Origin of the sequence: Bartonella massiliensis (genome assembly GCF_902150025.1) — a bacterium.
GTDB lineage: Bacteria > Pseudomonadota > Alphaproteobacteria > Rhizobiales > Rhizobiaceae > Bartonella > Bartonella massiliensis.
This window is the reverse complement of record NZ_CABFVS010000004.1, coordinates 57,002-80,642: the sequence shown is the minus strand read 5'-3', so window position 1 is coordinate 80,642 and position 23,641 is coordinate 57,002. Positions and strand designations below refer to the sequence as shown.

The 23,641-nt window shown below is 40.3% G+C and carries 19 protein-coding genes and 1 pseudogene; 4 read left to right on the top strand and 16 right to left on the bottom strand.

All coding sequences use genetic code 11. The annotated features are described in order from the left end of the window. Positions 1-155: 155 nt before the first annotated feature. The 4 genes from FNZ60_RS09970 to FNZ60_RS01610 all read right to left on the bottom strand — a co-directional run bounded on the left by FNZ60_RS09970 (position 156) and on the right by FNZ60_RS01610 (position 5,170). Positions 156-437: a hypothetical protein gene (locus FNZ60_RS09970; RefSeq protein ID WP_246054691.1), complete on the bottom strand. Its 282-nt coding sequence runs from the start codon at positions 435-437 to the stop codon at positions 156-158. Positions 438-1,795: 1,358 nt separating this feature from the next. After that, on the bottom strand, positions 1,796-2,161 hold the full coding sequence (locus FNZ60_RS01625; RefSeq protein WP_142416010.1) for a helix-turn-helix domain-containing protein: 366 nt from the start codon (positions 2,159-2,161) through the stop codon (positions 1,796-1,798). 437 nt (positions 2,162-2,598) lie between these two features. Next, positions 2,599-2,964 (bottom strand): helix-turn-helix domain-containing protein, encoded by a 366-nt coding sequence (locus FNZ60_RS01620; protein WP_142416009.1) that lies wholly within the window; start codon positions 2,962-2,964, stop codon positions 2,599-2,601. A 415-nt stretch (positions 2,965-3,379) separates the two neighbouring features. Beyond that, on the bottom strand, positions 3,380-5,170 hold the full coding sequence (locus FNZ60_RS01610; RefSeq protein ID WP_142416008.1) for an ABC transporter transmembrane domain-containing protein: 1,791 nt from the start codon (positions 5,168-5,170) through the stop codon (positions 3,380-3,382). Between the two features lie 189 nt (positions 5,171-5,359). Here FNZ60_RS01610 and rpmE point away from each other — a divergent pair, with 189 nt between their 5' ends. Further along, positions 5,360-5,581 (top strand): 50S ribosomal protein L31, encoded by a 222-nt coding sequence (gene rpmE / locus FNZ60_RS01605; RefSeq protein WP_005774581.1) that lies wholly within the window; start codon positions 5,360-5,362, stop codon positions 5,579-5,581. 1,219 nt (positions 5,582-6,800) lie between these two features. On the opposite strand, the pseudogene FNZ60_RS01600 reads toward rpmE, so the two are convergent. The 6 genes and pseudogenes from FNZ60_RS01600 to tkt all read right to left on the bottom strand — a co-directional run. After that, positions 6,801-7,257 (bottom strand): annotated as a pseudogene (locus FNZ60_RS01600) (class I fructose-bisphosphate aldolase); the annotation flags it as partial. A gap of 190 nt (positions 7,258-7,447) precedes the next feature. After that, on the bottom strand, positions 7,448-8,479 hold the full coding sequence (locus FNZ60_RS01595; RefSeq protein WP_142416007.1) for a class I fructose-bisphosphate aldolase: 1,032 nt from the start codon (positions 8,477-8,479) through the stop codon (positions 7,448-7,450). A gap of 113 nt (positions 8,480-8,592) precedes the next feature. Next, a complete protein-coding gene (locus FNZ60_RS01590) occupies positions 8,593-9,786 on the bottom strand; it encodes a phosphoglycerate kinase (RefSeq protein WP_142416006.1) in 1,194 nt (397 codons plus the stop codon). After that, positions 9,786-10,052 carry a hypothetical protein gene (locus tag FNZ60_RS01585; RefSeq protein WP_142416005.1) on the bottom strand — a complete coding sequence of 89 codons (267 nt, stop codon included), beginning with the start codon at positions 10,050-10,052 and terminating at the stop codon, positions 9,786-9,788. Before FNZ60_RS01585 ends, FNZ60_RS01590 begins: the two co-directional genes overlap by 1 nt. Positions 10,053-10,359: 307 nt before the next feature. After that, positions 10,360-11,367: a type I glyceraldehyde-3-phosphate dehydrogenase gene (gap, locus tag FNZ60_RS01580; protein WP_142416004.1), complete on the bottom strand. Its 1,008-nt coding sequence runs from the start codon at positions 11,365-11,367 to the stop codon at positions 10,360-10,362. A 398-nt stretch (positions 11,368-11,765) separates the two neighbouring features. Then, positions 11,766-13,772 (bottom strand): transketolase, encoded by a 2,007-nt coding sequence (gene tkt / locus FNZ60_RS01575; protein WP_142416003.1) that lies wholly within the window; start codon positions 13,770-13,772, stop codon positions 11,766-11,768. A 337-nt stretch (positions 13,773-14,109) separates the two neighbouring features. On the opposite strand from tkt, the gene FNZ60_RS01570 reads away from it, so the two are divergent. Together FNZ60_RS01570 and FNZ60_RS01565 are read left to right on the top strand one after the other, a co-directional pair. After that, positions 14,110-14,385, top strand: a complete 276-nt coding sequence (locus FNZ60_RS01570) for a DUF4164 domain-containing protein (RefSeq protein ID WP_005774573.1) — start codon at positions 14,110-14,112, stop codon at positions 14,383-14,385. Between the two features lie 12 nt (positions 14,386-14,397). Continuing rightward, positions 14,398-14,781, top strand: coding sequence for a cell division protein ZapA (locus FNZ60_RS01565; protein WP_142416002.1), 384 nt, complete (start codon positions 14,398-14,400; stop codon positions 14,779-14,781). A 245-nt stretch (positions 14,782-15,026) separates the two neighbouring features. On the opposite strand, the gene FNZ60_RS10365 is transcribed toward FNZ60_RS01565, so the two are convergent. From FNZ60_RS10365 to FNZ60_RS01555, 3 genes are all read right to left on the bottom strand, one after another. After that, positions 15,027-15,158 (bottom strand): hypothetical protein, encoded by a 132-nt coding sequence (locus tag FNZ60_RS10365; protein WP_281280228.1) that lies wholly within the window; start codon positions 15,156-15,158, stop codon positions 15,027-15,029. Positions 15,159-15,839: 681 nt separating this feature from the next. After that, positions 15,840-17,276: a pyruvate kinase gene (gene pyk, locus FNZ60_RS01560; RefSeq protein WP_142416001.1), complete on the bottom strand. Its 1,437-nt coding sequence runs from the start codon at positions 17,274-17,276 to the stop codon at positions 15,840-15,842. Continuing rightward, a complete protein-coding gene (locus tag FNZ60_RS01555) occupies positions 17,273-17,761 on the bottom strand; it encodes a DUF1036 domain-containing protein (RefSeq protein WP_142416000.1) in 489 nt (162 codons plus the stop codon). The genes pyk and FNZ60_RS01555 overlap by 4 nt, the downstream gene beginning before the upstream one ends. A gap of 262 nt (positions 17,762-18,023) precedes the next feature. Here FNZ60_RS01555 and FNZ60_RS01550 point away from each other — a divergent pair, with 262 nt between their 5' ends. Next, the gene (locus FNZ60_RS01550; RefSeq protein ID WP_039760779.1) at positions 18,024-18,284 is read left to right on the top strand and encodes a DUF2312 domain-containing protein; all 261 of its coding nucleotides are present in this window, start codon (positions 18,024-18,026) and stop codon (positions 18,282-18,284) included. Positions 18,285-18,895: 611 nt separating this feature from the next. On the opposite strand, the gene rimJ is transcribed toward FNZ60_RS01550, so the two are convergent. The 3 genes from rimJ to FNZ60_RS01535 all read right to left on the bottom strand — a co-directional run bounded on the left by rimJ (position 18,896) and on the right by FNZ60_RS01535 (position 23,602). Continuing rightward, positions 18,896-19,462, bottom strand: a complete 567-nt coding sequence (rimJ, locus tag FNZ60_RS01545) for a ribosomal protein S5-alanine N-acetyltransferase (protein ID WP_142415999.1) — start codon at positions 19,460-19,462, stop codon at positions 18,896-18,898. Positions 19,463-21,335: 1,873 nt separating this feature from the next. After that, the gene (locus FNZ60_RS01540) at positions 21,336-23,216 is read right to left on the bottom strand and encodes an ABC-F family ATP-binding cassette domain-containing protein (RefSeq protein ID WP_142416066.1); all 1,881 of its coding nucleotides are present in this window, start codon (positions 23,214-23,216) and stop codon (positions 21,336-21,338) included. Beyond that, complete coding sequence (locus FNZ60_RS01535) at positions 23,216-23,602, bottom strand: glycine zipper domain-containing protein (protein ID WP_142415998.1); 387 nt, start codon at positions 23,600-23,602, stop codon at positions 23,216-23,218. The genes FNZ60_RS01540 and FNZ60_RS01535 overlap by 1 nt, the downstream gene beginning before the upstream one ends. Between the last annotated feature and the right edge of the window lie 39 nt (positions 23,603-23,641).

Sequence of the window (23,641 nt, the reverse complement as noted above, 5' to 3'; positions counted from 1 at the left end):
ATTCAGAAATGTGCCCAAGATTTTTTATCTCCAGTATACTCCTTTCCCATTGCCTTACTCCTGCATCCCATTGTTTAATCCATTCTTGTGATATTTTTTGCGTTTTTTCAAAAAGCCTTTGCTCTCACTGTACAATAATTTATATTACTGTACTCTTAATCGTTTACTTTCTCAATTTCTTTAAGTCTTTCATTTAAGCGTTTATTATGATTCTTTACCACAACGAGCATAATACTCTCTACCAAATAGGCTATAATTACCACACTCAACAAAATATTCGTTGAAGCTCCAAAGTACCAAAGCCCACCCACAATTATGACAAATAGCGCCGTATCTTCAAATCCTGCATGGCAACCTTTCTTCATTGCCTTCCAAATGTAGTAGAGTATAATTCCTAATATGAATATTCCCCCTATGACAAAGATAGTATCACTCATTATTGCCCTCTTTAATGTGCTCATGACTACTTTTAGAGTTCTCTCATTGATCCCTCTTTATTGTATCAATATGTGTCATACTAATCTTTAAACTACTAAATGCTCTGTGAGAAATAAATAATATAAAATTTAGCTTTATACACAAGTAAATTTAAAACATTTTGTATTTAATCAGACTACTCTCGTGATTGATGCGCTTTTTTAAAAAAATATTATCAGCTCTCAAAAACCATAACTCTATTGTGTTACAACAAAGGAAACCTCCCCCCTTAAAAAGAAACAAACTGCGTGCGTTACAGGCTCTTTTTTACATAAAAAAGCGGTCTCTGCCTATTGATCAGCTTTTCTTCTGCAATCCAGCACCATTATACACGCACCGTTATACATTTCCCCCAATGTTGCCTCTATAGCCATTAATTTGAGACAATTCATGAAAAGGCATTGTCTTTTCTCAAAGTGTTTTATGTACGCAAACTTTCTTCACTTATCACAAGCGCAACATAGTGTTGATTGATGCAATATAAATAAATTTGAAAGGAAAAATCTTATACTGTCGTTCAACATAATAAACAATGTGTTATCCTAATCAACGTTCTGCTATAAAAAGAGCTCTTTGCACAAAATTTAATAATCCATAGAAAACTAGCTTAGCATCGCGTTACATTCTCCCCACAAAAATGTTTTTATCAAAATGAATAATCTCACGCATAATTAAAGACAGAGTGCCTCAATTCTGATATTTCTCCTTCATGAGAGATTCATGATAATTTTTTTATAAAAATATTGCTGTTTATCATTAACAATACATTGATTTATAATATTAAATTACTGTTTCTATATTGAATGAGAGACCCAAATACTGTAAAATTCCTTCATTTCAAATCTCTCTCATATTGAATCAATCAAAATCACTTTCTTGCACATCACCAGAGGGATGGATGTGTGGAATGAAACTGTATAAAAAAGAACTAAAAATAGCTTTTCATGAATCGTCTGATAAGCCCAAGGATTGGTCCACAACACTCAAAGGCTGGCACAAGTGTGTGATGATGTCGGCTTTCTTCTGATCAAGCGTAAAGATGGCAGTGTTCAATATTCATAATGTATAATTGACATTTATAATTGATGAGGCTTTATCGTTATACCCTTCACAAACCGCCGTCGCAAAATGGGTATGACGGGCGTTGGAAAATGTTTCTTTAAAAAAGCCCGTGAATGTGCAAACCAATAGCGTTCTATTTTCTCCAATACCCATGAATACTTATTGAAAAAAGAGTGGAATGTTGAGGAGAAGAGCATGTAAGCTCTATGAGTGCGTACCACATTATAGAGAGTGTACTGTATGCTATCGCATGATGTTAGCTTGCATTTTCATCCATGATGAGTTGCAAAATAGCTCTTTGTTTTATTGCGGTGAGCGTTCTAAATCTTTGAAGCAGCAGGTATTCTTCTGTGCTGGAGATGACATCATCGTGATGATATGGAGGTGGTTGTTTTGTGATAACATCTGTATAAAAAAAGGAAATCGGAACATTGAGGATATCAGAAATTTGCATTAAACGCCCCGCACTTACGCGATTTAAGCCGTTTTCATATTTTTGGATTTGTTGAAAGCTTATTCCTAAAGCATTTCCTAAAGTTGTTTGCGACATTTTGAGCATTTTTCGTCTCAAGCGAATTCTTTTGCCCACACAAAAATCGATATTAAGATTTTGGGATTGCATTTTGCCCCCTCCGGTTGCGAGCGCCCTCGCATTGGTATTCCGGGAGTCAAAAATACTGAACTCGAATCAGCTTTTTTGCTTTTAGTGCTAGAGCGCACCTGGACATGGCAAAAACTCCCGGAATTCCGGGATACCCACATCAGTGGGACAAATTAATGTACGAGTTTTCGGGTTTTTGAATCCCTATTGGTCGTTGCGTATGCGACCAAAACACCCTTTAACTCATAAAGTAATTTCAGAAGATTGGCAATAAAAAACAGCTTTTTAATAAGAGGCGGGGGGTATAAGTCATAAAGCGCTTACAACGAAGACTGTTCTTTTCCCAAATATCCATGAATGCTTATTGAAGAGAGTGGAATGTTGAGGAGAAGAGAGGTCTATAGGCTCTATAGGACGCGTTGCGTTATGGAGAATGTGGTGTGCGCTATCGCATGATGTTAGTTTGCATTCTCATCCATGATGAGTTGTAAAATGGCTTTTTGTTTTATTGCGGTGAGCGTTCTAAATCTTTTAAGGAGCAGATATTCTTCTGTGCTGGAGATGACATCATCGTGATGATATGAAGGCGGCTGTTTTGTGATGATATCTGCATAAAAAAAGGCAATCGGAACCTTCAAAATATCAGCAATTTTCATTAAACGCCCCGCACTTACGCGATTTAAGCCGTTTTCATATTTTTGAATTTGTTGAAAGCTTATTCCTAAAGCATTTCCTAAAGTTGTTTGCGACATTTTGAGCATTTTTCGTCTCAAGCGAATTCTTTTGCCCACACAAAAATCGATATTAAGATTTTGGGATTGCATTTTGCCCCCTCCGGTTGCGAGCGCCCTCGCATAAGTATTCCGGGAGCTTGAAAATACTGAAACCTAATCAGCCTTTTTTGCTTTTAGTGCATAGAGATGCACCTGGACATAGCAAAAACTCCCGGAATTCCGGGATACCCACAAAGTGGGATAAATTCATGCGTAGGTTTCGGGTTTTCAAGGCCCTATTGGTCGTTGCGTATACGACCAAACACCTTTTAATCTGTAAAGTAATTTCAGAAAATTTACAATAAAAAATAGTTTTTTTAATGAAAGGTGGGGTGTTTGCAAGTCATAAAGCCTTTACAACAAAGGCTGTTCTTTTCCCCATGAAGGGTGCGTGCCAAAAAGACTCGAGAGAAACAAAAGCGTAAGGCAATGCGTCATTTCCATTAGAATACCGATAGTTATATTCTTATTCCGGTGAAAACTGCAATTTTGCGAGGTAAGCATAAACACCATTTTTTGCCACAAGTTCGGCATGGGTTCCCTCTTCCACAAGGGCGCCTTTATCCATCACGAGAATACGATCCGCTTTTAAAATGGTTGCCAAACGGTGTGCAATTACCAATGTTGTGCGATTTTTCATCAAGCCTTCTAAGGCTTCTTGCACAAGCTTTTCACTGTTCGCATCTAGCGCAGATGTTGCTTCATCCAGCAGCAAGAGGGGGGCATTTCTTAAAATCGCCCGTGCAATACCGATGCGCTGCTTTTGCCCCCCAGAAAGCATGGTTCCACGTTCTCCTACCTGCGTATCCAAACCGTTTGGCAAGGCTTCAATAAATTCAAGTGCATTGGCTGCTTTAGCCGCAGAAAGAATATCCTCTTCACGAGCATTTTCAGTCCCAAAAACAATATTATCACGCAATGTACCATCAAAAATAGCAACCTCTTGCGGAACATAAGAGAGTGTTCCGCGTAAATCTTGCAAAGAAAGGCAATCAATTTCCATACCATCTAACCGAATTTTGCCGCTTATCGGGTCATAAAAACGCAGGATCAAAGAAAAAATGGTGCTTTTTCCAGCCCCTGAAGCCCCAACAAAAGCAACGGTTTCCCCTGCTTTGATTGAAAAAGAAAGCGCGCGTAGAATCTTTTCTTGTGGTCTAGAAGGATAGGTAAAATCAACCTGATCAAAAACAAGTTCGCCTCGAACAGGCTGCATCAATGATAAAGGATTTTCAGGTGCTAAAATAGTAGGCTGTTCTTGCAACAGTTCAGCCAGCCGTTCAGCAGCACCTGCTGCCTGGATTAATTCTGCCCCCAGTTCTGATAACTGCGCAAAAGTTGAGGCTCCAAAAACGGCATAAAGGACAAATTGCCCTAATGTTCCCCCTGTCATCGTCCCATTCAAAACATCGTGCGACCCAATCCACAAAACAGCAACGACACTGCTAAACACAAGAAAAATTGCAAAACCGGTAAAAAAGGACCGCAAAATGACAGAAGCCCGCGCTGTTTGAAAAGCGCGTTCTACCAACTGAGAAAAACGTGTCGCAACAAGTTTTTCAGCGGTAAAGGCTTGCACAGTACGAATAGCGCTAACCTGTTCTGTTGCAACAGCATTAGCATCTGCAAGACGATCTTGCGCCGCACGCGTACGAGAACGAACTTTACGTCCAAAGACCACCAAAGGAAGTGCCACAACAGGAATAGCAGCCAAAACGAGCAAAGATAATTTAGCATTGGTGATCACCATCATCACAACGGCTCCAATCACGATAATCAGCTGACGCACAGCAGTAGAAGCGGTCGATCCCACAGCTAACTTTATTTGTGTTGTATCAGTTAGAAGCCTTGAAACAATCTCGCCTGAATGCGACCGATCAAAAAAAGCAGGAGAAAGTTTCATAATATGAACGAACACATCACGCCGTAAATCGGCAACAATCCGCTCTCCCAATGTGATCACACAATAATAACGGCAAGCGGAAGCCAATGCCAGAACCAAGGCTAAGACAAACAAAACGCCAAAGTAAAAATTGATATGCCCATGACTTGAAGGAGAAAAACCATGATCAAACATTTGGCGAATAGCGATAGGCAAAGCTAATGTAACAAGGGCTGCAATAGACAAAGCAACAAAGGCAAAGATAAACAACCAGCGATAACGCAAAAGATAAGGAACAAAAACTGCAAGCGGAGAGAAGGGAGCTTTTCTAGAGGAAGACTTTATAGATTTTTTTAAATGACGATATAATTTCATAAAACTCCGCTCACTCTATTCAATGATTTATAACACGTGATACAATGATGTATCTTGAACACTTGTTTTTTGATGCGTGCTCAGCTATAGAAATAAATACTTTAATCAATGTATCAAAAAGATAAAGGAAGCGCACTTAAAAAATCAAGTAAGTGTTCTTTCATTCTATAAACGTAAAAGGCTTGACGCATGAAAGCGAATATTCATCCTAACTATCACAAAATTACCGTTGTTATGACGGATGGAACCCAATATACAACGCGCTCCACTTGGGGAAAAGAAGGGGATACCCTTAATTTGGATATTGATCCAAGAACACATCCAGCATGGACAGGTGGATCCCAGACACTTGTAGACCGTGGTGGTCGCCTTTCTAAGTTCAAAAATCGTTTTGGTAATATTGGTATGTAAAAAACTCATTCTTGTGGGGCACAAAGATTTTAAACAAAACGATTGCCTCGTTAAGCAGTGAGTTTTTTCTTGCACTGTAAAGAGTGCTACCTTAAAGATTAATTCAAAAACGCATCCAATAGAAACAGAATGGCTCAAGCGCTTATAAACCGCGGTGGCTGCGTTTTTTTAATTTGAAAATCATTTTGAAATATCAACATAAGTCCCCTTCTCATAAGGCACAAAAATTTCAAATAAAGTGATTAAAAAACGTTCATTTTTTTGAACGGAAATAAGTGTGCTTTAAAAGATTTACGTCTAAAGCTTTACAGAACCAATAAAATAGTTTGCTTGTTTTGAAACAGAGATTTTTTGCTCAGGCGAGCAAAATGAAGACCTATTTACATATGTTTGTTCATGTAATTTCGAAAGGAGAAGAAAGCTGAATTGGAAAAGAAATAAAAGCGTAAAAGTATAAACCAATTTTGATTTTTACTATCATTTTTAAATTTAGCTTTACGGCTTTCAAAAGCATTCACAGCAATATCTTCTAAAGTATAAAGATTACATATTACCTCATGCTTTTATCTCATGTTCTTTAATAAAGCCACTTCTCTAATAAAGCCACATCCTTACGCAAAATAGAACACCGTTGGGTTGCTCACTCACGTACTTTCTTTAAAGCCCCCTATCTTAATGCAACAAAGCCCATTTCGCGACATCAACCGTGAATAATATAATGATAACACACTGATAAATAATATAAAACCTATTGAGCTCCCCATCTTTAATACTTCATAAAAGAACAAGCTGGTAGCATCACATACTTTTCTAATGTCCAATATGTTGCCCTTAACACTTGAAATCATTCATAAGAAACATTTTTATTGTAGCGTTTCTCTTTACACGGTTTTCCCCATTTGTAACGCGCAAACGAATAGTCTTACTGGATTCAATCTGGAACAGAGTTGAAACAAGAGAAGTTTCTGATTTTCAAGACTCTCATTCAACATAAAACTACTAATTATCATTATAAATCAATATGTTATCATTATATAAAAATAGTTCCTCGTTGGATTTTCAGCAATATGAACAAAATAACTCTTCTTTCTCTTATGTTCTATATTGGACCCATACAATCTAACTCTTTATCTAGAAAATTCCTCTACTAACTACTTTATAAAATTCAAATTTCCGCCTAAATGACGCTATTACATAGCATCATAGGCTAAAAACGCTCTTATCCAAGACAGAAATTTATCCCTATACGATAACAAAATGCCTTTTGTGTAACAGCAATATTCTCATCTTTTCCAGCCCATGCTTGCAGCCGCTTGCAATGCACGTCGATCAAGAAAAAGTCAATTTCCAAAGCAATGCCCCCAAAGAATTCATGGCAGACAAATGCACCGTTGCCGCTTCATCAGATTGCCCGCAAGACAAGAAAAGCAATTCTTAAGAACAGCGGCAGGAACAGTCTGTTTAAGCACACGGACAGTCTTTTCAGCCATCTCTTCAACACCAGCCTTGCGCGCACCCTTGCCATCAATCACCATGTTGGGCACCATATTGGGCTTTAAAATCATCCCCTCTAAAACAACACGGGCTTCAAACAACTCTTTAAAGACAGCCCAACGCGTAATGGGATATTTTGAAAGACGCACAAGAGAATGTTGACACAACGGTCCCTCCATCAGCTACTCACCATTCAAAAATCAGCACACTCCAATCTCGAAATTCTCGAGATAAAAACAACTATATTCTTTATCGAAGAGCATGGTGTGCGAGGGTGTGCGCATTCTAATTGCCCCGCTTAGCTCAACAAAGCGTTTGCATCAAGGACAATCACCGTACACATTCCTTATGGAAATTCAAGCCTACGGCAATTTAAGCGCTCACTTTTTCCTGCTCTTGTGTCCATTGCCCTAAAGCCGCAAGATGATTCATCCAAGCGCGATGACGAAATGCCTTTTGTGCAACAGCAATATTTTCATCTTTTCCAGCCCATGCTTTTAAAGCAGCCGCTTGCAATGCACGTCCATAGGAGAATGTCAATTTCCAAGGTAATACGCCCAAACAGTTCATGGCAGACAAATGCGCCGTTGCTTCCTGATCAGATTGCCCTCCAGAAAGAAAAGCAATTCCTGGAACAGCAGAAGGGACAGTTTGTTTAAGCACACGAACGGTCTTTTCAGCCACTTCTTCAACACCAGCCTTGCGCGCATCCTTGCCATCAATCACCATATTAGGCTTTAAAATCATCCCTTCTAAAACAACACGGGATTCAAACAGTTCTTTAAAGACAGTTGTCAAAACAGCGCGTGTCACCTCAAAGCAACGCGCAATAGAATGTTGACACGACGGTCCATCCATCAGTACTTCCGGCTCAACAATCGGCACAATATTGAGTTCCTGACATAAAGCAGCATAACGCGCAAGAGCTTGTGCATTTTGATTAATAGCGCCTCTTGTTGGCAAAGTATCTGCATTAATAGCAATCACCGCTCGCCATTTAGCAAAACGTGCGCCCAAAGCATAATAGTCTTTTAACCTTTCACGAAGACCATCCAATCCTTCGGTAATAGTCTCTTGGGGAAAAGCAGCCAAGGGCTTAGCCCCCGTATCAACTTTAATTCCTGGCAATGCCCCAGAATCCCGAATAAGATCTGTTAACATTTGCCCTGTTGATGCTTTTTGCCGAATGGTTTCATCAAATAAAATGACCCCAGAAATAGCACTTTCCATCGCTTCTTTTGTACTAAACAGCATTTCACGATAAGCACGGCGCCTCTCTTCATTGGATTCAACACCAATGCTTGTAAAACGCTTGCCTATGGTCGCCGTACTTTCATCTGCCGCTAAAATACCCTTACCCGCCTGCACAAGAGAAAGTGCAATATCTTCAAGCCGTTCAGTCATAAAAAAATTCCTCTTTATTTTCTCTATCTTATCTTAAAATTTTCCAAAAGTGCATAATACGCTTAAACATACCCTACGACCCACAGCTTTAAAGCTACTTTTTAAATAAGCCTTTAAACCTGCATAAGCGCAAGAACTCCAGGCAGAACCTTTCCTTCCATCCATTCCAAAAAAGCCCCTCCTGCCGTTGAGAGATAAGTAAAATCATTAGCAACACCAGCATGATTAAGAGCAAAAACCGTATCGCCTCCTCCCGCAATTGAAACCAACTTTCCCATCAAACTGCGTTCTGCAGCATGACGTGCAATGGCAATTGTTCCCTTATCAAAGGGTGGCATTTCAAAAACACCAAGGGGCCCATTCCATACAAGGGTAGCAGCCTTATCTATCGTACTCTTGATATGGGCAATAGAGCGCGTTCCAATATCCAATATCATACCATCTTCAGGAATATCACCAATATCATAAAGACGATGCGGTGCCTCTTTTTCAAAGCGAAATCCAACGATAGCATCCACAGGAAGCAGAAGTGTACAGTGATACTCTTGTGCTTTTTTAATGATTTTTTTTACCGTTTCCATCAAGGTGTGTTCACATAAAGATTTTCCCACATGGACACCTTGTGCAGCCAAAAAGCTGTTGGCCATCCCCCCTCCAATAACCAAAGAATCGACTTTTTCCACCAAATGATTAAGAACAAAAAGCTTACTGGAAACTTTTGCTCCTCCCACCAGTGCAACGACAGGATGCGTTGGATTGCCAAGCCCTTTTTCTAAAGCCTGCAATTCCCCTTGCAGCGATCGCCCCGCATAAGAAGGCAACAAATGTGTTATCCCTTCCACCGAAGCATGCGCACGATGAGAAACTGAAAAAGCATCATTAACATAAAGATCTCCATTATGAGCCAAAGCTTCTGCAAAAGAACAATCATTCTTTTCCTCACCAGCATAAAAGCGAACATTTTCAAGCAATAAAACACCCCCGTTTTGCAATGCGTCCACCGCGACCTGCACCACCGAGCCAATACAGTCGGGCGCAAAAGCAACCGGCTGATTCATGATCTTTTCCAGCACTGGCACAACAGAGCGGAGTGAAAATTCTGGCTCTACCTTTCCTTTGGGACGACCACAATGAGAAAGCAGAATAAGCTTAGCGCCCCGCTTTTGTAGCTCAACAAGTGTCTCTTTATGTCGTTGAAGACGCGTCTCATCACAAACTTTGCCCTGCGCCATAGGAACATTAAAATCCACACGCACAAGAACACGTTTGCCCAAAACATCAACATCATCAAGCGTACGAAATCCCATCACGGCTTCCTCTTCACTTTCCATTGTTTCAAATAAAAGCGCATCAAACAAACCTGCTCAATTTTCTCTCCACTACCCCCCTCTTCGCTTTTGCCTGCCCCTCTTCGCTTTTGCATGAAAAGGATCTGCGACAGCCATCCTTTTCTCAACTCTCTGCCTGAAGATCTAAAACTTCCATCGTCAAGTATACCAAAGCCGCTCATTGCTTTTAATTTTCTAAACTCCATTGTTACCAATAAATACATTGGCTTAATTGTCTTATCCACTAAAATGCCCTTTTACTTTTATGCAAAAGCGTTTGCATTTTTCGTTTTCTAAACCTTTGCTCAAACGTTATCTCATTTGAGATATTATTTTTTCAAATTTTACTCTTTCACACGGTTTTTTAAAGCACATATTGCCTCGTATTTTAAAAACACCATCAATCTTTCAACAGCATCTTCTCTCTAGCGCATCAAAAAAACCTCTGTCTGTTTTTCTTAAAAGAATGCGCCTTAATTTGTACAAAAACGAGGCTTTTTCCTATAAAACTTTTTCTTAAAAAAGAGGACCCTAAGGTCCTTCTTATAGCGTTTATATTGTCTTGGCAAAAGCTACAGCCGTATCACTCATACGGTTAGAAAAGCCCCATTCATTATCATACCAAACAAGAACACGACAGAGCTTACCATCAATCACTTTGGTTTGATCATTGTGAAAAATTGCTGAATGCGGATTATGATTAAAATCGCAACTCACAAGCTTTTCTTCTGTCGTATCCAAAATGCCCTTTAGAGAACCTCGTGCAGCAGTTTCAATAGCTGTATTAATTTCTTCAATTGTTGTGGAACGCTTAGCAACAAATGTCAAATCCACCACAGAAACATTAGGGGTTGGAACACGAATGGAGACTCCATCAAGCAATCCTTTTAATTCTGGCAAGACCAATCCCACAGCTTTTGCCGCTCCTGTTGAAGTAGGAATCATCGAAAGAGCTGCCGCACGCGCACGGTAAAGATCACGATGCATCGTATCCAACACCGGCTGATCCCCCGTATAAGAATGGATTGTTGTCATAAAGCCTTTTTCAATGCCCACCGTGTTATGCAAGACTTGTGCAACAGGTGCCAAACAATTGGTTGTACAAGAAGCATTGGAAACAATGCGATGCTCTTTGCTTAAAGACTGATGATTAACCCCATAGACGACCGTAAGATCTGCGCCCTCTGAGGGTGCAGAAACCAGAACACGCTTTGCCCCCGCATCTAAATGAGCCTTTGCTTTATCACGTGCAGTAAAAATGCCCGTACATTCCAAGGCAATATCGATATCCAAATCTTTCCAAGGCAACTGTGCAGGATCACGCTCTGCGCATACCTTTATTAAACCACTCCCTACATCAATAGCATCTCCTACCACCTTAACATCCCTAGGAAAACGCCCATGAACTGAATCATAGCGCAACAAATGGGCATTTGTTTCCACCGATCCCAAATCATTAATTGCGACCACTTCAATATCTTTTCGTCCACTTTCCATAAGTGCGCGCAAAATATTGCGTCCAATACGACCAAACCCATTAATTGCAACACGAACTGTCATCTTACATGTTTCCTCATCAATTTTTTAAAGCACAACATTTAAAACAGAATAAGAATAAATGGATATTTTACCAATTCCAAATCATTCATTCCTATAAAGTCAATATCTTGATCAATCATTCACTTAATCCACAACGATGTACAAAACTACCCACACCCCCCCAATGCTGCATAAAATATAACGCGCTACACACTCTCATGATAACATGCGTTATGTATATACTTTTCATCAACCGTTAAAAACACAATATTAAAGGGCATTTTCCAATCCCAAACCATGTGTTCCCATAACGTCAATATTTTGATCAATCACTCACTTAATCCACAATAATGCACAGTCCTATCCACAACACTGAACAAAATATGGCGCACGCCCCACACTCATGACAACACAAGCTGTCATTTTGTCTTTTTCTCTTTGATCTTTTCCAGCTCTCCTTCAGCACGAGCAACAACATTTTCCCAAGTGATCCCGAAATGCGCATAAAGATCATCAATTGTTCCACTTGCCCCAAAGCCCTCCATACCAATAAACACACCATCACAGCCAATAAAACGGTCCCATCCTTGGGCAACAGCAGCTTCAATCGCGATTTTAATCGGCGCATCTCCGATGAGAGCACGCTGATAGGAGCAAGATTGTTGAGAAAAAAGTTCAAAACAAGGCACAGAAACCACACGGGTTGGGATACCTTTTTCTTCTAAGACTTCATGGGCTTTTACTGCAATTTGTAATTCTGAACCGGAAGCAAACAGAGTCACTTTTGCATCATCACTGGCTGTTAACAGTTCATAAGCACCGAGCATACAGAGATTTTCTTCTTCATACTCTTGGCGCAAAAGCGGTAAATTTTGTCGGCTCAAAGCCAAGGTGGAAGGCGTCCCGCGTGCTTTCAAAGCCAATTGCCAACACTCGAGTGCCTCTATCGCATCAGCAGGTCGGAACACAAGGTGATTAGGCATAGCGCGCAGGCTAGCCAAATGTTCCACGGGTTGATGGGTCGGACCATCCTCCCCAAGTCCAATAGAATCATGGGTCATGACATAAACCACCCGCAATCCCATGAGAGAAGACAAACGCATAGCAGGACGCATATAGTCAGAAAAGCATAAGAATGTTCCCCCATAAGGAATACAGCCCCCATGAAGAGCAAGCCCATTCATGATAGCGCCCATAGCATGTTCACGAATCCCATAATGGAGATAGCGTCCTGAAAAATCATCCGCCGAGATACTTTTCATCTGGCTGCTTTTTGTATTATTGGATCCCGTTAAGTCAGCAGAACCACCAATGGTCTCCTGCACCACTTCATTAATCACTTCAAGAGCCATTTCTGAAGCTTTACGCGTCGCAACAACAGGACGCTCTTCGACGAGTTTCTGTTTATAAGCATCCACAGCACTATCAAATCCCCCCACCAAATCACCACGCATCAACCTTTCAAACTCCACCCGTTCTGAAACAGGAAGAGCAGCTAATTTTTCTTCCCATTTTCGCCGCTTTTTAGCAGCATTAAGGCCCGCCAAGCGCCAGTTATCCAGGATATCAGCTGGAATAAGGAAAGGCTCTGCCTCCCACCCCAAAGCGATACGGGTCTCAGTAATTTCCCGTGCGCCTAAAGGGGCTCCATGAACTTTGTTGCTTCCCGCTTTATTGGGCGCTCCAAAGCCTATCGTTGTTTTACAAGCAATCAACGTTGGTTTATCACCATTGCGTGCTGCTTCAATAGCCCGTGCAATAGCGGCTTGGTCATGTCCATCCACTTTGAGTGTATTCCAACCGGATGCTTGAAACCGAGTTATCTGATCTGTACTATCCGCAAGAGAGATTTCTCCATCGATAGAAATATTATTATCATCCCATAACACGATAAGCTTATTGAGTTTCAAATGCCCAGCCAAGGAAAGAGCTTCTTGAGAAATCCCTTCCATTAGGCATCCATCTCCTACCAACGCATAAGTATAATGGTTGATAAGATCGCCAAAACGGGCATTCTGCAACCGTTCTGCAAGAGCCATCCCTACGGCGTTCGCCAACCCTTGTCCTAAAGGTCCAGTTGTTGTTTCGATTCCTGCCGCATGCCCATATTCTGGATGCCCTGCAAGCTTTGCCCCTAATTGGCGGAAATTTTTGATGTCTTCAATACCAATATCTTCATAACCAGAAAGATAAAGCAGAGCATAAAGCAACATAGAGCCATGTCCTGCTGATAACACAAAACGATCACGATTAGGCCAATGCGGCTTTTTAGGATCATGCGCAAGAAATTGTGTATAAAGAACCGTAGCAATATCGGCAGCCCCCATTGGCAAACCCGGATGACCAGAATTTGCTTTTTCAACCGCATCAATAGCTAGAAAACGGATAGCATTGGCCATCTGATTCTGTTGGTGGGTGTTTGTCATGAATGATCGACCATTTCATTAATACGTTATTCTGTTACTTTTTGGGTATTCTCTTAAAATTCCTTAAGAAATACTCTTTTTTAACCATCAGCGTGAGACTACCTGTCACCACTATCAATAACACTAATAACACATTCCCCTCACGCATCCTGTATATCCATGTCATTTATGCCAATACGCGCAAAAAATCCAGCTTTTAATTTATATCTATACTCCGCTTTGCTTGCTAAAATATCCTACATACTTAAAAATAAAATGCACACAATACTAAAGTGTAAGTGATTCGTTTTTGCATAACGCATTGATAAAGGATACAATTACTCAAAGGACAAAAGCAATGAACCAAGAGACTACGGTTCTACAAGATGCTCTAGAGCACCTAGAAAAAGCACTTAGAACCTTAGAGATCACCATCATAAACCGCAATGCCGTTATTGATAAAAATAACGAATGGGAAGAAGAAATTCAACGGATGAATGCTGACCGCAGCCATCTTGCCCAAGCACTTGATAAAGCTGAAGCGCAAATTGAACGCTTAGAATCTGTTAACAAAGAAGTTTCCAAACGTCTTATTAAAGCAATGGAAACGATTCGTGTCGTCATTGATAGATAAAGGTTTGAATGTATGGAAACTGTTTCCGTTACCATTGATGGTAAAAATTATCGCATGGCTTGTAATAAAGGACAAGAACGTCATCTTATGGCGCTTGCAGCTCAATTAGATCAATATATCACCCATTTAAAGAAAAATTTTGGTGAAATTGGCGATCATCGTTTATCTGTTATGGCAGGCATAATGATTATCGATGAAATGGAAGAAATAAAACGAGAAAATAAAAAGCTACAAGAAGACTACGACGCTCTTTTACGACTCCACAATGAAAGAGACCGTACCATGGGAAAAATTATGCGTGACACCACACAACGCATTGAAAAACTCACGAACCAATTGCTCAAAGATGATCAAAACAGCACAAACATTCAAGAACAAGAACAGGAAGATTTCTAAACATACATCAGTGCGGAACGAACCAGCAATGTGTGATGTGCCTCCCACACTATTACAGGACAAAAATTTTTAACTCTACAGCCCTAAACAGTCTGGTTTATTGAGTAGAATCACGCCCTTCACAAAGAATAGAGTGCCACCCAGTTGTAGTGGCTTGTTAAAAAAACATCTCTCAAAGCATTCAAGTTTATTTCACAATAGCGCCCATAACAATAGCACCCATAAATGGTATAAAGGCAAATCCATTAAAACTTCCCATTACACTTGTGAAGGAAAAAGCCAACGCGATCACATCCTATCCCCAATGCTGCAACAACTCTTAAGCTTGCAAGATGATTCATGCAAAGACATGACCTTTCTTCGTCGTTTTTATCCATGTAAGCTTTCCCCACTTGTAACGTACAAGAAAAGAGGCATGACTGACACAACATGGAACAAATTTAAAACGAGAAAATCTTGTGATATTGGGAACTATCACTCAAGTTGAATAACGCTAAATTATTATAAATCAATATATTATCAACGCGCCCACAACGCATACAGCCAACGACTTTTGCAAAAAACAGTGCATAAAAAATATATTTTAAAACGCACTGACCCGTCATTTTTTCTCATGGCATACTCGTATAACTTTTTAAGCACATGATTTTTTTTGGAATTTATTCAATTCTGTTTGCAAAAGTTTTATCTATTCACAAAAATTGTCACGCCCTCATTCAAATATCAAAAGAATAAACACTCATGATAAATGAATATCTCGCTTGCAAGACATCAATCAAGCAATCTGAAACATACCTCAATAAGATAAAAAGTTTTCTTTCATTAAAACCCTCCATAAGCATAACCTCTTCAAGACAAAAGACACATTAAACGGACAAAATTACAACATCACCGCATCTCGCCCCAAAACTTAATGCACAAACATCAGACGACCTGCTATTCCTACAATGGAAGATCAAAATAATAATCGCTCTATTGAGACGCTCACGAGAAGCGCCGCCCTATTGTTTCCTAAAGCCTGTTCAAAAATGCATGAAAAAAGATCATACGTAAACGGATCAAAACCCCTTTTTTCCATCTTGAGAGACAGTGGCAATACGCAAAAGGTTTGTGGCACCAGGCGTTCCAAGGGGAACACCGGCTGTTACAAGGAAGCGATCTCCTGCTTGGCAAAAACCTTCTTGAAAGGCAATAGCTGCAGCACGATCAACCATATCCTCTAAATTCCGTGCATCCTCGCTGACCACACAATGAAGCCCCCAAACGAGTGCCAAACGCCGTGCTGTTTCCACAATGGGCGATAAAGCAATAATCGGTCTATTGGGACGCTCACGAGAAGCGCGCACCCCCGTTGTTCCTGAAGCCGTATAGGCAACGATAGCCGCGAGTGAAAGTGTTTCAGCAATCTGCCGCGCTGCAAGAGAAATCGCATCCGTTCCTGTTGATTCTGGTGCTGGATGTTGTGCGCCAACCTGAGCGGCATAAGTATGATCTTGTTCAATTTGCTGCGCGATTTTGTCCATCATAAGTACAGCTTCTTCTGGATAGCGACCCGAAGCAGATTCAGCAGACAACATCACCGCATCTGTTCCAGCATAAACCGCTGTAGCCACATCTGATACTTCTGCGCGCGTTGGCACAGGAGATGTGATCATTGATTCGAGCATCTGTGTTGCTACGACGACAGGTTTTCCGGCTAAACGGCAAGCTTTTATCAGCTCCATTTGCAGTACTGGAATCCTTTCCAGAGGCATCTCCACGCCGAGATCACCGCGTGCAATCATAATACCATCACAAACATCAATAATTTTCTCTATATGCTCGAAGGCTTGCGGCTTTTCGATTTTAGCCATCAAAGACACCTTGCTTTTTGTCAACCGGCGCACAGCTATAATATCTTCTGGACGCTGGATAAAAGAAAGGGCAACCCAATCAACAGGCTGTTGCAAAAGAGCTTGAAGATCAGCCTTATCTTTTGACGTCATCGAATCAAAAGGCAAAGTGGTATCAGGAAAACTCACGCCTTTTCGATCAGAAATACGGGTACCTGCAACCACACGACACTGAACAAAATGATCATCACAAACTTCAGCACAAAGCTCCAACCTTCCATCATCAATCAGCAACCGATCCCCTGGTTTAATCACCGAAAAGGCATCCTTATGCGGGAAAAAAACACGCTGTGCATCACCAAGTACATCGCGATTATCTAAGGTAAAGCTTTGCCCGACACGTAAATCTTCTTGACCGTTAGCAAAACGACCAATACGCAGTTTTGGCCCTTGAAGATCCACTAAAATACCAATGGGGCGTTGAACGATTTTTTCCACCTCGCGTATCAACTTGACCAAGTCAACCATTGTGTCACGGTCCGTATGGCTCATATTAAGGCGAAAGACATCTGCTCCTGCCTTAAAAAGCTTTTCAATCATGACACGAGAAAAAGAAGAAGGACCAAGAGTCGCAATAATTTTTACTTTACGAGCACGTTTCACGGTGGAGAATTTCCTGAAAGAGAGGGGACAACTGAATTGTTGAACAAAGATTCATCCGTCAACTGTACCATCCAACTGGTTTGATTGCCGGTATCGATTTCTTTAAACTCAGCCTTTTGATACCCGCGAGGAAAACAGTCATGAACCCCTTGAATGGTAAATTGGCTATCTTGCACACACATGGTGATAGAGCCTGCCCAGTTTCCTTTTTTTTGTGCCCCTTCCGCATAAAAATAATAAAACCGTGAAGCAAGGGGCCCTTCGATTAAGGTTTTACATTCTGTCACAGGGACCACCCACCAACCTTCGCTCACCCACCCTGAAAACGTACGATATCCAAGAGCAACGCCCACAGACTGTTGGGTTGTATTACAAACTCTAAAGTCAGCTTTTGCACAAACAACAAAGGGAAACAAAAGCAAAACGCTCAAGAGAAAAACCTTTAACCCTCTTCTCAACGCCCAATATCGTTTTTTTAAAATCACAAAACTTCCTCTATAATGTCAATTTTTAACAAAATTATAAATCTCTTTTTTCAAAAGTCTTTCAAGTCTAAAAATATATTTTCACATTTTTCTTTTTATAGCCCTTTTATGAAGGCATATATCTTAAAAATTTTACAAAATATTTAAAGTCAATTTGTAAAAAAACGATGGAGCTTGATTGACTTTTTGTTTTTCAAGCTTTTTCAACATAAATTCGTCGTCGAAAAAAAACTTACAAATATACAACTTGGAGAACAATACAATGAATGACACAGTAACCGATCAAACACATGCTATATCCGTCAATCAATTACGCTCTTTTATCGAACGGATTGAACGGCTAGAAGAAGAGAAAAAAACCATTTCTGATGACATTAAAGACGTTTACACAGAACTTAAAGGCTCAGGCTTTGATAGCAAAGCTGTGCGCAGCATTATACGGTTGCGTAAAAAAGAAGAACATGAACGAATGGAAGAAGAAGCCATCATTGAACTTTATAAAAATGCGCTTGGAATGAGTTAACATCATTGATATCAATGGAATTTTTCTTAAGAAAACGAGAAATAGAGAAAAACGAATGAATGCATATAAACTCTGCTACCCCTGAGCAATTTGTGCAAAATAACAAAAAACGCATGTAACTTGTGACACGATATCTGGTCACAAGAAGGCGTAAGATTGCAAAAGCCCTCATATTTGAAAGGATTCATGCTCGGTATAAGGTTTCATAAAAAGCACATTTTTATGCTTATTCTCCAATTATTTTTATTTATATGGGCATTTTATCCATACCGGCATTTTTATCCATACGAATCATCCCCCCTTTAAGCCAACTGCACTTGTGTATGGCGAGCAAGGCGTTTTGAGTGCTTCACCCTAAAGATAGAGGTAAAATGGAGAAAATCCTACGATATTTAAGGATTCTTCTTTAAATTGAAAAACAATGAATAATGATGATCAATCAATTCATTATCTACAAAAAAGACATTTAAAGGGGGCGGCTCAAAGGGAACCGCAGCTAAAATCCGCTCAACAAGGGGCATTTACAAAAAGAAAGATGATGAAGGATCTTTTAGGATAGTGAAGAATTCGGCATATTGATACATCTGGGAGAAAAGCCCCTTAATAGAGCTTTATTCAGATCTATCGGCGGGCTCATAAAGATCATTTATTCGAGACGTGAGAATATGATCTCTCCATTTTCCAGAAATCATCAAATAATCCTTGGCATAGCCTTCTTTTTCAAAATGAAGGCGCTTTAATAAAAGTCCGCTTTTTATATTCTCAGGTCTATAATTTGCCATGACCCTATGCAAATGATAAACGCGAAAGATATGGCGTATGAGAGCCGATAAACTCTCAAACATGAGACCTTTGCCTTGTTGTTTTTCATCAAGAGAAAAACCAAGATGACAGGCTTGAAAAACACCACGAACCACATTTGTAAAGTTTACCACACCAATGATTCTATTTTGATTTTTTAATCGTACAGCATATCGGTATGCTTGTCTCTGCGCGCTTTCATACGCAAATTCATTGGTTCGTGCTTTCCAAGCGGCTAGGGTGTGGTAATCATCAGATCTTAACGGTTCAAAAGAGCGCAGATGATTCGCATTACGCAGGTAATAAGCAGATAGTTCAACCGCATCTTCTAAACCAATCAATGTAGAAATTGTTCGCTTTGTTTTAATTGTCCTCATTTTCTCCTCCTAGAAATATGACAATAACACGTTGATTTACCATGATAAATCATTACTTTTAAATTTAAATCATAACGTCAAATACGATACGCTTTTTGCATCAAAACAGCTTCTTACATGAGAATCAATGCGGATCATTTGCTTGTTACTTTATAAGCGGAATTGGTGTGTTTAGGGTATAAGGTAAAGATTAAAAGAAGGCTTTTTATGAACCGTCTCAAGTGCCAAGGACTCTAATAACATTTTAGGACTGGAAAAATTTGTGATGAAGCTGGCATACTTGTCATATACGGAACTTTGAAAAAAACACAACGCAGAGATTATTCTGTTTTTTGCGTTGGTTTTTTTACCTTGTAAGTGGAGAGCCAGCTTGTTTTTCCACCATCCTATTCACGAATAACCACCCGATACACCCCCCGCATAAAAAACCTAATGACCATCGCCTTGAGAGACCAACATAGCGGATATAGCACAACCTAAAAAGTCTCTGTCATAACTTTAAAAAACACTGATTTCCACAAAATCAGCCATAAACGCTTGCAATAAATCCCAAGAAAACGCAATACAAAGCATTTAAAACATCCGATAGCACAAAAGCACTTCACATTCCCTGTTTTTACCTTCCATTTTTTCGCGTAAAAATTCCCGCCATTCTTTTTGTGTGCCATTCTTTTTGTGTACAAGTATTTTTTTTAAAACGCTGTCAATCAAGGCTCAAAACGCTTTTTATCCCTGCGATAAAACTTTCTCAAAGAGTTCTTATTCAATCTTTTTATTTCATTTTGCAAAACAGTTGAGTGCTGATAGCAATATTTCCAATGCTTGACACCTCTATAAATGCTAAATTCTTGCCCCCTGCTTATAGAACAATTTTCCCTGTGTTTTTTCTCTTGTCTCAGTAAAACGGACCATCTGTTGATCAATCATTCACCCATTATAATGTATTTATTTATAATGATCATTTATCGTTCTCCCTCTTGAATGAAAAATCTCGACAATCGTAGGATTTCCTCATTTCAAATTTTCTTATCTTGAAGCATAAAAATCACCTCTCTTGCACATCACAAGCAGGGGTGGCTTACAAGCCTAAGCACAGCGTAGAGATAAAAGCTAAGAAAGACTAAAGACCTCCTATGAATCTTCTTAAAACGGCAAGAACTACCGCACATTAGAAGCGAAAAGAAGTGTGTGATGGTGTGGATAAGCTTGCATAGATAAAATTTTGACAAAACATACCGCAGCGATAATTTTTTCTTTATCAAAATTTTTGCAAAAAAAAAACAAACATAAAAAGTCAAAGTTTGCTTCAAGCATTCATTAACCAGCTCTATCACTTTGAATCACAATCAAATAAACTTCAGTCAAAAGCGCATTTTTAAAAACCGGCTCTTTATAAACACAAGACACTAATTTATAAAGATAATTCATTATTTTACCTATTAAATAAGAGACCTAAATATCGTAAAATTCTCTGATGACAAATCTCTCGCATGTTCAATCAATCAAAACCACCCATTTGCACGTTAAAAGCAGAATAAGTCGTGTAGAGTGAAACGGTATAAGAATTAAAAATGACTTTTCATGAATCGTCTTACAAGCCCAAGGGTTGGTCCACAATACTCAAAAGCTGGCACAAGTGTATGAGGATGCCGACTTTCTTCTTCGAAAAACTTCAAAGATGGAGTGCTTAATGGATTTACCGTTATACCATTCACGGGGGCACCGTCGCAAAATGGCTATGACGTGCACTTTGAGAGACGTTTCTTTCCTAGCAAGGATACGCTCGTCTTTCTTCAATATGTCCAAGCGCTCTACAAAAAGCGATGATACAATACGAATCTCTTAACATGCTTAGAGATGAATCTCTGAGACATTAACGTGAACAGGCTTCTATTTCTTCGCGTAAAATTTCAAGTTCTAGCCATTTTTCTTGCTTTTGTGTGCAAGTATTTTTCTTTTTTTCCAACGCTGTTGTTAAACGCTCAAAACGCTCTTTATCACTGCGATAAAGGGCTGGATCAGAGAGCTCTTGTTCAATTTTTTTTATTTCATTTTGCAACACAGCAATCTCATCCGGCAACTTTTCCAATGCATAAACCTGCTTATAAGACAATTTGCTCCGTGTTTTTTTCTCTCTCGTATTCAGGTTAGAATCTGTTGATGAAGCACGTTTTCCGCCCTCGCCCGTATGAGATTTTGAAGAGGCTTTATGGTGCGATAATTCTATTTCTTTGCCTTGTAAGCGTTTTTTATGTTGTACCTTTAAGGCTTGCTTATTTTGTGCGATCATATCGCTATAGCCGCCCGCATATAAAACCCAATGACCATCGCCCTCCGGTGCCAACATATGCGTTACAGTACGATCTAAAAAGTCTCTGTCATGGCTTACCAACAACACTGTTCCCGCAAAATCCGCAATAAATTCTTGCAACAAATCCAAAGTTTCCATATCCAAATCATTGGTCGGTTCATCAAGAATTAAAAAGTTTGCAGGACGCGAAAGAAGGCGTGCAAGCATAAGGCGCGCTCTTTCTCCCCCGGAAAATTCTTTAAGAGGGGTGCGCGCTTGTTCCGGTAAAAATAAAAAGTCTTTCATATAAGAAACCACATGGCGTTCCTGCCCATTGATCACAAGAGTATCGCCCCGCCCCCCTGTAAGATAATGTGCCAAAGTTTCTTCTTCATTGATAATACGTTGCTGATCTAGCAATGCCATAGACAGATTATAGCCATGCCGCACTGTTCCACTATCCACAGCTTCTTGCCCAATTAATGCGGAAAGGAGCGTTGTCTTTCCGATACCATTGGGCCCAACCAAACCAATGCGATCACCTCGCTGAATGCGTAAAGAGAAGTCTTTCACAATCACGCGCTCACCATAAGATTTTGAAATTTTCTTTGCTTCAAGCACCAATTGACCAGAATCATGACTTTTAGCGGCGCTCAACAGTGCACTTCCCGGCGGCCCTTTATAGGTTTGATGACGTTTTCTTAAGTCTTTTAATTCCCCCAAGCGCCGTACATTACGCTTACGCCGTGCGCTTATACCATAACGCAACCACTGCTCTTCGCGAGCAATCTGACGCCCCAATTTATGCTGCTCGAGTGCTTCTTCTTCCAGTGCTTTATCACGCCAACTCTCAAATTCTGAAAAACGCTTTTCCAGTCTTTTCGTTGTGCCACGATCAAGCCATACCGTTGAATGCGTAACATTTTCTAAAAATCGTCGATCATGAGAAATCACCACAATGGCTGAACGCAAAGAAGATAAAACCCCCTCCAACCATTCAATGGTTGGTAAATCAAGATGATTGGTTGGTTCATCTAAAAACAAAATATCAGGTTTTGCTGCAATAGCCCGTAGCAATGAAACACGCCGCTTTTCACCCCCCGACAGAGTTTCTAATTTTTCTTCCCCCGAAAAACCTAGCTTTGTGCGAAGCGTATTGATCCACTGGACATCAGATGTCTCGTCCACCCCCGCTTCCATATAAGCGTTAATATCTTCAAAACCTGAACAATCTGGATTTTGTGAGACATAACGAAGGAGCACCCGAGGGTGGCGAAAAATTTCGCCCCCATGCGGCTCTAATATTCCTGCGGCAATTTTTAACAGAGTCGATTTTCCACAACCATTACGGCCCACCAACGCAATACGCGCTCCCTGCTCAACCGATAAACTCGCTTGGTTGAGCAAAGGCGTTGTCCCAAAATTTAGGAAAATGCGATCAAGCCGCAGTAATGGCACTGTCATTAACGAACGCGGCGCGGACAAGGTGCTTGATACATCACCCCTCTTGCATCACGGTAAGTACATAATTGTTGCACTGGGACTCTTTGCGCACAAGGTGCTTGGTAAACATATCCTCTACGCCCACGATAGGTGCACAATTGTGATGCCCGTTTTTGTTGTCTTCTTTGATTTACAGCCTCACCGGTTACTGTTCCAGCCAAAGCACCAAATGCTGCACCGGTAAGCGCTGCTCCAGGCGTACTTCCCCCAATAGCCGTTCCAGCCAAAGCACCAATTGCTGCTCCTCCGACACCGTAACGCGCAACGCGCTCATCAGTTGTGGTACAGGCCACCGCACTGAAGCCAATCGCTGAAACGACGGCCACTTTTAAAATTGATTTTAACATATCAAAACCTTTCCTTCTCAAGATCAATACATAATATAT